Source organism: Salinimonas lutimaris, from assembly GCF_005222225.1.
Lineage (GTDB): Bacteria > Pseudomonadota > Gammaproteobacteria > Enterobacterales > Alteromonadaceae > Alteromonas > Alteromonas lutimaris.
On sequence record NZ_CP036536.1, the window covers coordinates 770206 to 784492 of the forward strand.

General features: G+C 48.4%; 6 protein-coding genes, 2 tRNA genes and 3 rRNA genes. 7 read left to right on the top strand and 4 right to left on the bottom strand.

The features are described 5' to 3' along the window. Positions 1-187 precede the first annotated feature (187 nt). Positions 188-1315: an acyl-CoA desaturase gene (locus EZV72_RS03325; protein ID WP_137165902.1), complete on the bottom strand. Its 1128-nt coding sequence runs from the start codon at positions 1313-1315 to the stop codon at positions 188-190. A gap of 195 nt (positions 1316-1510) precedes the next feature. Here EZV72_RS03325 and fabR point away from each other — a divergent pair, with 195 nt between their 5' ends. After that, positions 1511-2122 carry an HTH-type transcriptional repressor FabR gene (fabR, locus tag EZV72_RS03330; RefSeq protein ID WP_137165903.1) on the top strand — a complete coding sequence of 204 codons (612 nt, stop codon included), beginning with the start codon at positions 1511-1513 and terminating at the stop codon, positions 2120-2122. Positions 2123-2125: 3 nt separating this feature from the next. Here fabR and trmA read toward each other — a convergent pair whose 3' ends face one another. Further along, positions 2126-3223, bottom strand: a complete 1098-nt coding sequence (gene trmA, locus EZV72_RS03335) for a tRNA (uridine(54)-C5)-methyltransferase TrmA (RefSeq protein WP_137165904.1) — start codon at positions 3221-3223, stop codon at positions 2126-2128. A gap of 151 nt (positions 3224-3374) precedes the next feature. On the opposite strand from trmA, the gene EZV72_RS03340 reads away from it, so the two are divergent. Then, entirely contained in the window at positions 3375-4592 is a 1218-nt protein-coding gene (locus EZV72_RS03340) for a DUF5610 domain-containing protein (protein WP_137165905.1), read from the top strand. A gap of 61 nt (positions 4593-4653) precedes the next feature. Here the strand turns inward: EZV72_RS03340 and EZV72_RS03345 are convergent, their stop codons facing one another. Continuing rightward, positions 4654-5115: an RNA recognition motif domain-containing protein gene (locus EZV72_RS03345; RefSeq protein WP_137165906.1), complete on the bottom strand. Its 462-nt coding sequence runs from the start codon at positions 5113-5115 to the stop codon at positions 4654-4656. Between the two features lie 469 nt (positions 5116-5584). Here EZV72_RS03345 and EZV72_RS03350 point away from each other — a divergent pair. From EZV72_RS03350 to rrf, 5 genes are all read left to right on the top strand, one after another. Beyond that, positions 5585-7119 (top strand): 16S ribosomal RNA (locus EZV72_RS03350). A gap of 76 nt (positions 7120-7195) precedes the next feature. Beyond that, positions 7196-7271 (top strand) — tRNA-Ala (locus EZV72_RS03355). A 1-nt stretch (position 7272) separates the two neighbouring features. Beyond that, positions 7273-7349, top strand: a tRNA-Ile gene (locus EZV72_RS03360). 577 nt (positions 7350-7926) lie between these two features. After that, positions 7927-10803, top strand: a 23S ribosomal RNA gene (locus EZV72_RS03365). 138 nt (positions 10804-10941) lie between these two features. After that, a 5S ribosomal RNA gene (gene rrf / locus EZV72_RS03370) occupies positions 10942-11057 on the top strand. Together the 16S, 23S and 5S rRNA genes with 2 tRNA genes alongside form the textbook arrangement of a ribosomal RNA operon. 2614 nt (positions 11058-13671) lie before the next feature. Here the strand turns inward: rrf and EZV72_RS03375 are convergent. Beyond that, entirely contained in the window at positions 13672-14268 is a 597-nt protein-coding gene (locus EZV72_RS03375; protein WP_217495176.1) for an EF-hand domain-containing protein, read from the bottom strand. Positions 14269-14287 lie beyond the last annotated feature (19 nt).

Here is a 14287-nt window from a genome sequence, read left to right on the forward strand (position 1 = left end):
TAATGTGGCAGACATCTCTACTTAGCCACCCTCGATCTGGATGTAGTGTTACCGAAGAAATAGTAAATGCAAAGTAAAATAATGTTTTCAAACAAGAAGCTGCACAAAGAACGCGTGCAGAATGAAATATAAACTAAAGTATAGAACAAAAAAAACGCAACCTGCAGGTTGCGTCTGAATTATTTAATCAGGCTGGTGTAAAGTTGAGCTCCTGTAAAGCCAGCCACTTTTCGCGCTGCAGTGCCAGTGCGTTTTTAAGCTCTTTATATTTGAAGTCCAGCTCCAGTCTTTCAACACTGCGCTTCAGGCATTTTTGTCGAATCTTCATCAGACGTTTTTTAGCGGTGTAGTACTCTGACATTTTCTGCATCAGCTCATCATACTCAACCTGAATCTTCTGCATAATTTGGTCGGCATCAGGAAGCTGAGAAATCCGGGCACTAGCGCGCTGTAACTGCATCGCTACGCGGGCTTTTTCAATCCGCTCTTCAGGCACCGTACGCAGGTTTGACGTTAAACCGACGTATGACAAGCCTTTTATCAGCCATTTTGTAGGGTCAAACTGCCACCAGTGAATCCCGTTACGATAATCGTATTCAAAAATATGATGGTAATTGTGGTAGCCCTCACCGAAAGTAAAAAAGGCAAGAACGCCATTATCCCGGGCACTGTTTTTGTCGGTATAAGGCTGTGAACCCCAGAAATGGGCTAACGAGTTAATAAAGAAAGTGACATGGTGAACCATCACCAGCCGGAAAACACCGGCAATTAAAACCATGCCCAGAATATCACCGTTCAGCCAGCCTAAAAAGGCAGTGATACCAAAGTTTGAGGCAAGCACAAGGGCCAGATAATGCTTGTGTTGCCACATCACTACCTTGTCTTTCTGCAGGTCTTTACAGTTACGGTAATCACCGTACCGATGAGACTGATACTCTCGCAGCATCCAGCCAATATGGGCAAACCACAGGCCTTTGCGGGCAGAGTAGGGGTCTTTGTCATTGTCATCAACATGGCGGTGATGAACACGATGATCGCTGGACCAGTGCAAAATACTGTTTTGCAGCGCCATCGCGCCACCAATAGCCAGAATCACCCTGACGACAATATTGGCATCATAGGTTTTATGTGACCACAGACGGTGATACCCGGCAGTAATCGACATACCGGTAAAATAAAATAAGATCACGGCAGTAACAATTTCTACCGTATCAAAACCAATATAGGCAGCCCACAATGGAACCCCTACAAAGGCAATCGCCCCGGTGATAATAAAGACCAGGACATTAGTCAAAATGATGGGTGGCTTTTTCATTGGACACAACTCGGCTTACAACTGTACGCTAAGATAGCTTTAAAAAGCCTTTTAGTAAAGGAAAATGGGGCAAAATTAACATTAAGTATACCTTACTTCCGACAAGGTTTTAGCTTTGAAGGGGATGCTGAAAAGCTCATTGTCGTACTATTTAGTAACATGCGGTAAAATACCCGGGCAAAGCAGGAGGTCAGCTTGAATCGCCAGGAACAAAAACAGAAAACCCGCCAGAATATTATTTATGCCGCATTCTCCCTACTAGACGATAATCGCAGTTTATCGGCTATCAGTCTGCGCGAGGTCGCACGGGAAGCGGGTATCGCGCCAACCTCATTTTATCGTCATTTTAAAGACATGGATGAGTTAGGACTTACTCTGGTAGATGAGTCCGGTCTGGCGCTGCGCCAGCTGATGCGACAGGCACGTAGCCGGATTAACTCAGGCGGTGGGGTGATCGACACGTCGGTGGATACCTTTATCGAATTTATCTGTGCTAATTCGAACGTGTTTCGGCTGTTGCTTCGTGAACATACCGGCACCTCAGCAGCCTATCGTATGGCGGTATTACGTGAAATTCAGCATTTTGTGGATGAACTGTCAGACTACATTGTAGAGCGGCAGGGGATTGAACATCATCTGGCCAGTTTGCAGGCCGATGCGATGGTCAGGCTGGTATTCAGTGCCGGGGCCGACACGCTGGAGGCAGAGCCGAGCCTGCGTAAGGAAATTGCGCGCCGGGTCAAAGCCCAGCTACGCTTTATTCAGTTAGGCGCCGCAGCATACGAGTCGTATAGCGCAGCACCTTAAGCTTTATTTTCTGACCAGCTTAACACCCGCTTCAATATGGTGGGTGAACGGGAACTGGTCAAACAGCGCGCTTGCCTCGATCCGGTGTGTTTGGGTCAGGGTTTGCAAATTGTCACTCAGGGTTTCCGGATTACAGGAAATATACACAATTTCATCATAACCCTGAATCATCGCTAAAGAGTCATCATCCAATCCGGCCCGGGGTGGGTCAACCAGTACCGTAGCAAAATCATACTCGGCCAGCTGTATCGATTTTAGTCTGGAAAACTCCCGGCCGGTGATCAGTGCTTCGGTAAATTCCTCAGCAGACAGACGCACAATATCAATATTATTCAGACCATTTTGTTCAATATTAAACTGTGCGGCGGCAACCGATGGTTTGGCAATCTCAGTACCAATGACATTGCGATACTGGCGGGCCATGGGTACAGAAAAGTTGCCGGCACCACAATACAGTTCCAGCAGATCCCGCTCAGGCTGACCGCACACCGACAAAGCCCATTCAATCATGCGGCAGTTTACTTCGGCATTAGGCTGAGTGAAGCTGTTTTCGATATGCTTAAAAACATATTCTGTTCCGTTTACCGGCAGGCGCTCAATGATAAAATCTTCATCCAGCACTTTCTTCTGTTTACGGGCCCGTCCAATAATATTGACTTTTGCAAAGTGCTTTTCCAATTCGGCCTTAAGCTCTCTGGCCTGTGCTTCCCATTCGTCATCGAGCTGGCGATGATACAGCAGACTTATGACCAGCTCTTCGCTCAGGCCCGATAAATAGTCTATCTGAAACAGCTTTTTGCGTAGTACTTCATTAGGGCGCACCAGAGCCAGCAACATATCCATTGCCCGGTTAATCGTTGTGCTGGCCGGAGCAAACTCATCAACCCGGTATTTTTCCTTGGTCTGCTGGTCAAACATAATGTGGTAGAGATCGTCACCGTCATGCCATACGCGAAATTCTGCACGCATGCGGTAATGCTGACTGGTAGAAGCAAAGACGTGGATGTCAGGCGCATCGAACGGCGCTAACAGTTTGCTTAAGCGTGATACCTTTTCGCTTAACTGCTGCTCATAGGCAGCTGATCCGGGTTGTTCTGACATCTCTGGCTCCACACTAGGTTCTATCAAGGGTGCGCATTGTAGTGGCTTTTATAACGACTGCAATGCATTAATCCACAAATTCGGCTGTAGAAAAATTAAACATATAAGGTTTTTGGCCGATACCTGATATACGGATAGTGAGGGTTTAGGTATGAATGTTGACAGCACCAGTGGTAAAGAGAGCAAAGCAAACAGAACAGAAACGCCAGCGCGTCAGAATCCGCTTGAGCTGAATAAAAAAGCACTTCAGCAGGATGGATTAAGGCAGGCGGCAACATTTTATCAGCAAAGCGTGACTGTTGATGTAAAAGCCTCTGGCGCTTCTATTGGTATGACGGTTATGAGCCGCGCTTTTGAGTCCGCACTAGTGATAAACGGACAGCATCCTAAGGCCGACAAGCTGCAGCGGGAAGAGGAGCAGGAGAGCCCGGCTTTTGATTTTGAGAAGATTGCCGCCAACGTCATGAAATTTGTTGGGGGAGTCATTCGCGGTGCCGCTATTAACGGTGCTGACAACCAAAAATTAACGGGCCTTTTTGAACAGGCAAGGGAAGGAGTGCAAAAAGGGTTTGCCATGGCCAGAAAAGAGCTTGAAGGATTTATGACCGACGAGCTTGAGGAAGGAATTAAAAACAGTGAGACACTCATTGAAGAAAAAATGAGCCAGTTGGAAGATGAGATGTTCGGTAGAAGCGAGCGTATCTCTGCTACGGCGGTGTCTTACAGTGCAACCCGGTCCAGTGAACTGGAGATCCGGACCAAAGAAGGGGATCGGGTAAGCATTTCATTTGGTAGTCGGCAAAACCTGAATTATGTTCAGGGACAGCAGCAGTCTTTTGGTAATGGTGATGATAACAGCGGTACGACGTCCTGGCAGTCACTGAATATAGAAAGTACCCGCGGTCTACAAATAAGTGTGCAGGGGGAGCTGAGTAAAGATGAGCTTGAGGGTATTGCCGAGTTGGTGGAAAAGACCGATGATCTGGCTAGTACCTTTTTTAGCGATGACATCGACAAAGCATTTGAGCAGGCCAGTGCGCTGGGATTTGATGAAAGCACGCTGGCCGGTTTTTCCCTGAATTTGCAAAAGCGTGAGACCCTAGGAATGGCGAGTGCCTATTCTGATATTAAAGCGATGGAAAGCAATCAACCTGTATTATCACCAACCCAAAAAGCAATCTCAGAATATCTCAGTAAAATGCTGAAAACACTGGAGCTGGCTGACAAGAAACTGGAGGGCGAGGCTGATTATCAGGCATTGGTGCAGTCAGTGATAAACCAGATGGAAGATGTACAGGTACCCGATCTGGTCAGTGCCATTAACCGGTTTAACGGATTTAATCAGCAGGCTCGCCAGGTATTGTCCTGATCCAGCTCTTTAATGTGACGGGCAACTGACAAAAAAAACCTGGGCAAGCCCAGGTTTTTTGTTATTCGGTCTTCTCTTTAGCGTGCCTGACTTTCAGGGTTCGCTCTAAAAAGACTTTATCATTGAGTTCGTCGATGGCTTGATCAACATCTGTCGTCATTACCTCTATAAAACCATAACCTTTGCGCTTACCTGTTCTGCGATCCTTCATTAAACGAACAGATTGCACATCAATATAATTTCGGAAGTACTCTTTTACAGCATCCTCATTTGCTTTGTAAGGCAGGTTGCCTACATATAAGGTTGCTGTTTCACGCCCTTCTTCTGTAATGACCGAATCCTGTTTAGCGTCAGACGAGCCAAACAATGATGCAAGCCAAGGGGTAACAATACCACTGAGTAATAAAGAAACGGCTACCGTTACCGGAAGACTGGTCTCCATATTGGCAGAAGAGAAAACGAGATACCCCGCTACTGCAAAAACTGCGCTAATCACTGCGCATTGAATAAAGCCAACTTTCATAAACCTACCTTTATATTGTTATAGATGATACACGGAGGCTGTATATAGTTTACTCAACTGTAACAAAATGAACAAGAATCTGTCACAGATGTATACTAAAGACCTAGCATAGTGTAGGTTTTGTTGGAAAAATAGGCTTTTGCTCAACTTTTTGCAGAAAACTGCTTAAAAAGACAATTTGGGTGTTGACGAGGTGCAATTCTCATGTAGAATGCGCCCCACGTTTCGAGAGGGCAACAGCCAAATCGAAGCAGGTAAAAGAGTTAGCAATTAATTGAAAGAAAATTAAAATTAAGTGTTGACACGAAATGCCAAGTGCGTAGAATGCGCATCCCGCTTCGGGGAGAAACGAAGCAGGCGGAGCCTGAGACAGGCAACGCCAATGTTCTTTAACAATGTATAACAAGACAATCTGTGTGGGCACTCGTTAAGAGTGTCAACCGACGATTCATATATAGTTTTTCGATTTTAATTGAAGAGTTTGATCATGGCTCAGATTGAACGCTGGCGGCAGGCCTAACACATGCAAGTCGAGCGGTAACAGGATGTGCTTGCACATCGCTGACGAGCGGCGGACGGGTGAGTAATGCTTGGGAACTTGCCTTGGCGAGGGGGATAACCACTGGAAACGGTGGCTAATACCGCATAATGTTCTTCGGAACCAAAGGGGGCTTAGGCTCCCGCGCTTAGAGAGGCCCAAGTGAGATTAGCTAGTTGGTAAGGTAAAGGCTTACCAAGGCAACGATCTCTAGCTGTTCTGAGAGGAAGATCAGCCACACTGGGACTGAGACACGGCCCAGACTCCTACGGGAGGCAGCAGTGGGGAATATTGGACAATGGGGGCAACCCTGATCCAGCCATGCCGCGTGTGTGAAGAAGGCCTTCGGGTTGTAAAGCACTTTCAGTGGGGAGGAAGGCTAAGTAGTTAATACCTGCTTAGATTGACGTTACCCACAGAAGAAGCACCGGCTAACTCCGTGCCAGCAGCCGCGGTAATACGGAGGGTGCAAGCGTTAATCGGAATTACTGGGCGTAAAGCGCACGCAGGCGGTTTGTTAAGCTAGATGTGAAAGCCCCGGGCTCAACCTGGGACGGTCATTTAGAACTGGCAGACTAGAGTCTTGGAGAGGGGAGTGGAATTCCAGGTGTAGCGGTGAAATGCGTAGATATCTGGAGGAACATCAGTGGCGAAGGCGACTCCCTGGCCAAAGACTGACGCTCATGTGCGAAAGTGTGGGTAGCGAACAGGATTAGATACCCTGGTAGTCCACACCGTAAACGCTGTCTACTAGCTGTTTGCGACTTTAAGTTGTGAGTAGCGAAGCTAACGCGATAAGTAGACCGCCTGGGGAGTACGGCCGCAAGGTTAAAACTCAAATGAATTGACGGGGGCCCGCACAAGCGGTGGAGCATGTGGTTTAATTCGATGCAACGCGAAGAACCTTACCTACACTTGACATGCAGAGAACTTTCCAGAGATGGATTGGTGCCTTCGGGAACTCTGACACAGGTGCTGCATGGCTGTCGTCAGCTCGTGTCGTGAGATGTTGGGTTAAGTCCCGCAACGAGCGCAACCCTTGTCCTTAGTTGCCAGCATTAAGTTGGGCACTCTAAGGAGACTGCCGGTGACAAACCGGAGGAAGGTGGGGACGACGTCAAGTCATCATGGCCCTTACGTGTAGGGCTACACACGTGCTACAATGGTATTTACAGAGGGAAGCGAGACAGCGATGTGGAGCGGACCCCTTAAAGAATATCGTAGTCCGGATCGGAGTCTGCAACTCGACTCCGTGAAGTCGGAATCGCTAGTAATCGCAGGTCAGAATACTGCGGTGAATACGTTCCCGGGCCTTGTACACACCGCCCGTCACACCATGGGAGTGGGATGCAAAAGAAGTAGTTAGTTTAACCTTCGGGAGAACGATTACCACTTTGTGTTTCATGACTGGGGTGAAGTCGTAACAAGGTAACCGTAGGGGAACCTGCGGTTGGATCACCTCCTTACCAAAAGAATCGACTGACACACTTAATGCAGTGTTCACACAGATAGTCTTGTTATAAATGAGAACAAACCGCTTATGGGGCTATAGCTCAGCTGGGAGAGCGCCTGATTTGCATTCAGGAGGTCAGCAGTTCGATCCTGCTTAGCTCCACCATAGGCTTGTAGCTCAGCTGGTTAGAGCGCACCCCTGATAAGGGTGAGGTCGGCAGTTCAAGTCTGCCCAAGCCTACCATTTCTACTTGTTATTGTTAATTTGCTCGCTGCGATGCTCATGTGCGCTTTGCACACTGCGCTTCTCGCAAACAAATTACCTGCAACAAGCGAAATGGACATACCTATGTGTAGTGGTTTGAAACGGATTGAAATCCTAATGAATATTTACTGTTTACAGTAGGCATTGATTAGGGTTTTTTACCCTAAAGTGAAATGATTCATCATTTTGCGTATGTTCTTTAACAATTTGGAAAGCTGATATTAGTAATCAATCAAAATTGAGTAACTGAGAATATCGAAAGATGTTCTTTCAAAAGCTACTCTATCTGATTCGAATTACTTGTTATCGATTTGATTGATAACAAGGATATTCACGATTAGCTTGTCATGCATACAACATCACCAAAGCCCGAAGTCAAAAGGCGGGCAGGTCAGGTTGTTATACTTATCTTAATAAGTGGTAACAGCCGATGATTTGGTTTTTGTGCAAGCGGACTGACGAGTGAGGGAAGGCGCATACATTGAGTATGTAACTGACTGAACGAGGAAAAACGCGCTGCACAGGAAGCAAAGCAGATGGCTGTTTTGGGTTGTATGGTTAAGTGACAAAGCGTATACGGTGGATGCCTTGGCAGTTAGAGGCGATGAAGGACGTGTAAGTCTGCGAAAAGCTGTGGTGAGCCGACAAAATGCATTTGAGCCACAGATGTCCGAATGGGGAAACCCACCTGTTTACAGGTATCGTTACATGAATACATAGTGTAACGAGGCAAACGAGGGGAACTGAAACATCTAAGTACCCTTAGGAAAAGAAATCAACCGAGATTCCCCTAGTAGCGGCGAGCGAACGGGGAGCAGCCCTTAAGCATTTTATAAGTTAGTGGAAGCCTCTGGGAAGTGGCGCGATACCGGGTGACAGCCCCGTACACGAAGACGAATTAAATGTGAAATCGAGTAGGTCGGGACACGTGTTATCTTGACTGAAAATGGGGGGACCATCCTCCAAGGCTAAATACTCCTAACTGACCGATAGTGAACCAGTACCGTGAGGGAAAGGCGAAAAGAACCCCTGTGAGGGGAGTGAAATAGAACCTGAAACCGTATACGTACAAGCAGTGGGAGCCACTTCGTGTGGTGACTGCGTACCTTTTGTATAATGGGTCAGCGACTTATATTTGGTAGCGAGGTTAAGTAAATAACGGAGCCGTAGCGAAAGCGAGTGTTAACTGCGCGTTGAGTTGCCAGGTATAGACCCGAAACCCGGTGATCTAGCCATGAGCAGGTTGAAGGTTGAGTAACATCAACTGGAGGACCGAACCCACTGACGTTGAAAAGTCAGGGGATGACTTGTGGCTGGGGGTGAAAGGCCAATCAAACCGGGAGATAGCTGGTTCTCCCCGAAATCTATTTAGGTAGAGCCTCGGACGAATTCCATTGGGGGTAGAGCACTGTTAAGGCTAGGGGGTCATCCCGACTTACCAACCCTTTGCAAACTCCGAATACCAATGAGAACTATCCGGGAGACACACGGCGGGTGCTAACGTCCGTCGTGGAGAGGGAAACAACCCAGACCGCCAGCTAAGGTCCCTAAATATTGCTAAGTGGGAAACGATGTGGGAAGGCATAGACAGCTAGGAGGTTGGCTTAGAAGCAGCCACCCTTTAAAGAAAGCGTAATAGCTCACTAGTCGAGTCGGCCTGCGCGGAAGATGTAACGGGGCTAAGCAATATACCGAAGCTGCGGCAGCATGTTTACATGCTGGGTAGGGGAGCGTTGTGTAAGTGGATGAAGGTGAACTGTAAGGTTTGCTGGACATATCACAAGTGCGAATGCTGACATGAGTAACGATAATGCGGGTGAAAAACCCGCACGCCGGAAGACCAAGGTTTCCTGTCCCATGCTAATCAGGGCAGGGTAAGTCGGCCCCTAAGGCGAGGCAGAAATGCGTAGTCGATGGGAAACGGGTTAATATTCCCGTACTTGTATAATCAGTGATGGAGGGACGGAGAAGGCTAAGCAAGCCTGGCGTTGGTAGTCCAGGTGAAAGTGAGTAGGCTGAAGAATCAGGAAAATCCGGTTCTTCAAGGTCGAGACACGAGACGAGCTCCCAAGGGAGTGAAGTTGTTGATGCCCTGCTTCCAGGAAAAGCTTCTAAACTTATGATTATATGAACCGTACCCCAAACCGACACAGGTGGTCAGGTAGAGAATACTAAGGCGCTTGAGAGAACTCGGGTGAAGGAACTCGGCAAAATAGTACCGTAACTTCGGGAGAAGGTACGCCCCTGAAGGTGAATGCTTTACGCAGTAAGCTTTTGGGGGTCGCAGTGACCAGGTGGCTGGGACTGTTTATTAAAAACACAGCACTCTGCAAACTCGAAAGAGGACGTATAGGGTGTGACACCTGCCCGGTGCCGGAAGGTTAATTGATGGGATTAGCGTAAGCGAAGTTCTTGATCGAAGCCCCGGTAAACGGCGGCCGTAACTATAACGGTCCTAAGGTAGCGAAATTCCTTGTCGGGTAAGTTCCGACCTGCACGAATGGTGTAACCATGGCCACGCTGTCTCCACCCGAGACTCAGTGAAATTGAAATCGCAGTGAAGATGCTGTGTACCCGCACCTAGACGGAAAGACCCCGTGAACCTTTACTACAGCTTGGCACTGAACATTGAACCTACTTGTGTAGGATAGGTGGGAGGCTTTGAAGTATGGACGCCAGTTCATACGGAGCCGACCTTGAAATACCACCCTGGTATGTTTGATGTTCTAACTTAGACCCTTTATCGGGGTTGAGGACAGTGTCTGGTGGGTAGTTTGACTGGGGCGGTCTCCTCCCAAATAGTAACGGAGGAGCACGAAGGTTAGCTAATCACGGTCGGACATCGTGAGGTTAGTGCAATGGCATAAGCTAGCTTAACTGCGAGACAGACACGTCGAGCAGGTACGAAAGTAGGTCATAGTGATCCGGTGGTTCTGTATGGAAGGGCCATCGCTCAACGGATAAAAGGTACTCCGGGGATAACAGGCTGATACCGCCCAAGAGTTCATATCGACGGCGGTGTTTGGCACCTCGATGTCGGCTCATCACATCCTGGGGCTGAAGTCGGTCCCAAGGGTATGGCTGTTCGCCATTTAAAGTGGTACGCGAGCTGGGTTTAGAACGTCGTGAGACAGTTCGGTCCCTATCTGGTGTGGGCGTTGGATGATTGATGGGAGCTGCTCCTAGTACGAGAGGACCGGAGTGGACGAACCGCTGGTGTTCGGGTTGTGATGCCAATCGCATTGCCCGGTAGCTACGTTCGGAACGGATAACCGCTGAAAGCATCTAAGCGGGAAGCCGGCCCAGAGATGAGTCATCCCTGACCTTTAAGGTCTGGAAGGGTTGTTGTAGACGACGACGTTGATAGGCAGGGTGTGGAAGCGTTGTAAGGCGTTAAGCTAACCTGTACTAATTGCCCGAAAGGCTTAACCATACAACCCAAAGCGGCCGCAGGCTGTGAAGGTTGTAGTGACAAGCTAAGCATATAGAGTAGTGTTACTCAGTTTTGATTGAATATCAGTTTTTTCCAGATTGTACGTTATCGATGAAACATCGGTAACCACCAGTTTTGTCTGGCGGCCATAGCGATACGGTCCCACCTGATCCCATTCCGAACTCAGAAGTGAAACGTATTAGCGGCGATGGTAGTGTGGGGTTTCCCCATGTGAGAGTAGCACACCGCCAGACTCCCAATTCAAAGAAACATCATAGCCCACTCATTGAGTGGGCTTTGTTGTTTCTAAGGCCAGAAAACCGGCCACAGCCACCTCGCGGTCATCCGCGGCTAAGCCGGGTTTCCATGGTCTCGCAGAGCTCGACCGTTCTGCGCTCCCGGAATGCCATTGGGCATTCCTCATCGTCTGCGACGACCGCTTAGAACCCCCATGTGAGAGTAGCACACCGCCAGACTCCTATTTAAACGAGAAAGCCCACTCATTTGAGTGGGCTTTTTTCGTTTATGCGCAGCACGCTGCGCTACATCATATGAAAACCCAACCCATCGGGGCTGTTCGGGTTATTTATCACCGCCTGATATCTATAGTATCTATTCATCCCTGAAGCATAGTCCAGCTCGGCATCCATGCCTCGCGCGCTTCACTCTCGGCGTGCTACCGGCACCCCTCGTTCGCTACGCTCACCGTTCACCGCCCCCATGTGAGAGTCGTATTATCAAAGAGTAATGAATTCCTTGTACACACACCAAATATACTGTCGCCCCTGCGAAAGCAGAGATCTCCGACTCTCCGTCGTCCCCGTGAAAACGGGGACCTCGTGAACAGCCTGGCTGATGTAAAACATCAACTTTGATAGGTAGTCATGTTCCCATAAAGCTCCGTGATACAACCTTCTGTCGTCCCCGTGAAAACGGGGATCTCGTAAACAGTCTGGCTGATTTAAAACATCCTCTTTGATAGGTAGCCATGTTCCATAAATCTCCCTGATACAACCTTCCGTCATCCCCGTGAAAACGGGGATCTCGTGAACAGCCTGGCTGATGTAAAACATCATTTTTTATAGGTAGTCATGTTCCCAAAGAGATCCCGGATATCGCTTTGCGATTCCGGGACGACGGGAGGGGAAGGCATCATTTATTTGAGGGGAGGACATTCCACAGAAGCCCCTGATACAACTTTCCGTCGTCCCCGTGAAAACGGGGACCTCGTGAACAGTCTGGCCGATGTAAAACATCCTCTTTGATAGGTAGTCATGTTCCCAAAGGGATCCCGGATATCGCTATGCGATTCCGGGACGACGGGAGGGAGTAAAACATCATCCCCGTGCAAAAGGGAATCTCTATCATACCGTCGCCCCTGCGAAAACAGGGATTTCCGACTCTCCGTCATCCCCGTGAAAACGGGGATCTCGTGAACAGCCTGGCTGATGGAAAACATCGTTTTTTATAGGTAGTCATGTTCCCAAAGAGATCCCGGATATCGCTTTGCGATTCCGGGACGACGGGGGATTGAAGCATTATTTGTTTAAGGTTGTGACACACCATAGGTGGGCGCTGAAACTACCTACTGTCATCCGGAGCCAACGGAGACCTCCTATACACCGTCGCCCCTGCGAAAGCAGGGGTCTCGTGAACAGTCTGGCTGATGCAAAACATCATCTTTGATAGGTAGCCATGTTCCCAAAGGAGATCCCGGATATCGCTTCGCGATTCCGGGATGACGGAAGGGGAAAGCATCATTTATTGGGGTCCCCGACTTTCCGTCATCCCCGTGCAAAAGGGGACCTCGTGAACAGTCTGGCCGATGTAAAACATTATCTTTTACAGCTCGCCATGTCCCCAAGGAGATCCCGGATATCGGTATGCGATTCCGGGACGACGGGAGTGGAAGGCGTCATTTATTTGAGGGGGGACATTCACAGAAGCCCCTGATACTACCTTCCGTCATCCCCGTAAAAACGGGGATCTCGTGAACAGCCTGGCTGATGCAAAACATTATCTTTGATAGGCAGTCATGTTCCCAAGGAGATCCCGGATATCGCTTCGCGATTCCGGGATGACGGGAGGTGAAGGCATTATTTATTTGAGGGGAAAGTTCCACGGAAGCCCCTGATACGACCTACCGCCATGTCCGTGAAAGCGAAGGCTCCTTAATACCGTCGTCCCCGTGAAAACGGGGATCTCGTGAACAGTTTGGCTGATTCAAAACATCATCTTTGATAGGTAGCCATGTTTCCAAAGGAGAGCCCGGATATCGCTTTGCGATTCCGGGACGACGGGGGATTGAAGCATTATTTGTTTAAGGTTGTGACACACCATAGGTGGGCGCTGAAACTACCTACTGTCATCCGGAGCCAACGGAGATTTCCTTTATACCGTCGCCCCTGCGAAAGCAGGGGTCTCGTAAACAGTCTGGCTGATACAAAACATCATCTTTGATAGGTAGCCATGTTCCATAAAGTTCCCTGATATCGCTTTGCGATTCCGGGACGACGGGAGGGGGAAAACATCATCTTTTATAGGTAGCCATGTTCCCAAAGAGATCCCGGATATCGCTTTGCGATTCCGGGACGACGGGAGGAGGAAAAAATTATCTTTTATAGGTAGCCATGTCCCAAAAGAGATCCCGGATATCGCTTTGCGATTCCGGGACGACGGGCGGGAGTAAAACATCATCTTTCAAAGTTAGTCATGTCCCTAAAGAGATCCCGGATATCGCTGTGCGATTCCGGGACGACGGGGGAGTAAAACGTCATCTTTCAAAGTTAGTCATGTTCCCAAAGAGATCCCGGACATTGCTACGCAATTCCGGGACGACGAGAGGGGCAACATTATCGTGCCAATGGGTTACTCGCTCATTTGCTGGTGATGAGTGACAAACTCTTCCTTAGATACCATGCCGTCCTGATTAGAGTCCATGTCAACAAAGGCCTGTTGAGCACCGGCCATCTGCGCTTCTTCCTTGGTTACCATGCCATCGCTGTCGGTATCAACTTTTGCAAAAGCTTTGGCTGCTTTCATTTTGGCACTGTGGGTACCAGCCATTTCTGCATTGTTACGTACATCGGCATCACCCATGTCGCCATGACTGGTGTAGGTTTCGGTTTCCTGCGTTTTCAGCTCTTTCGGTGACGCATTAATTGCACTGTCAGCTTTGCTTTTTGACATCGCGACCTTGTCTTTCATTTGCGATGCAAAAGCCTGCTTATTAGCTTGCATATAAGCAATAAATTCATTTTTGGAAATCTGGTCATTGGTGTCTTTATCCATATCGCTAAAATAGTCGGCGATAGGTTTATTCTCTGCTTCATCCATCATAATGACCCCGTCCTGGTTTTCGTCCAGCGAGCTGAACGAATGAGAGACTTTATCCATATGGTGGTTTGCGAATGCTGCAGAAGACAGTAAACCGGAAACTGCAATGGTCAGTGTAAGCTTTTTCATCATTTCTCCTAAATGTGTC

Bases quoted from the DNA above. Each gene is read 5' to 3' on its own strand.
- EZV72_RS03325 (WP_137165902.1), bottom strand. From the start codon at position 1,315: ATGAAAAAGCCACCCATCATTTTGACTAATGTCCTGGTCTTTATTATC.
- trmA (WP_137165904.1), bottom strand. From the start codon at position 3,223: ATGTCAGAACAACCCGGATCAGCTGCCTATGAGCAGCAGTTAAGCGAA.
- EZV72_RS03340 (WP_137165905.1), top strand. From the start codon at position 3,375: ATGAATGTTGACAGCACCAGTGGTAAAGAGAGCAAAGCAAACAGAACA.
- EZV72_RS03345 (WP_137165906.1), bottom strand. From the start codon at position 5,115: ATGAAAGTTGGCTTTATTCAATGCGCAGTGATTAGCGCAGTTTTTGCA.
- EZV72_RS03375 (WP_217495176.1), bottom strand. From the start codon at position 14,268: ATGAAAAAGCTTACACTGACCATTGCAGTTTCCGGTTTACTGTCTTCT.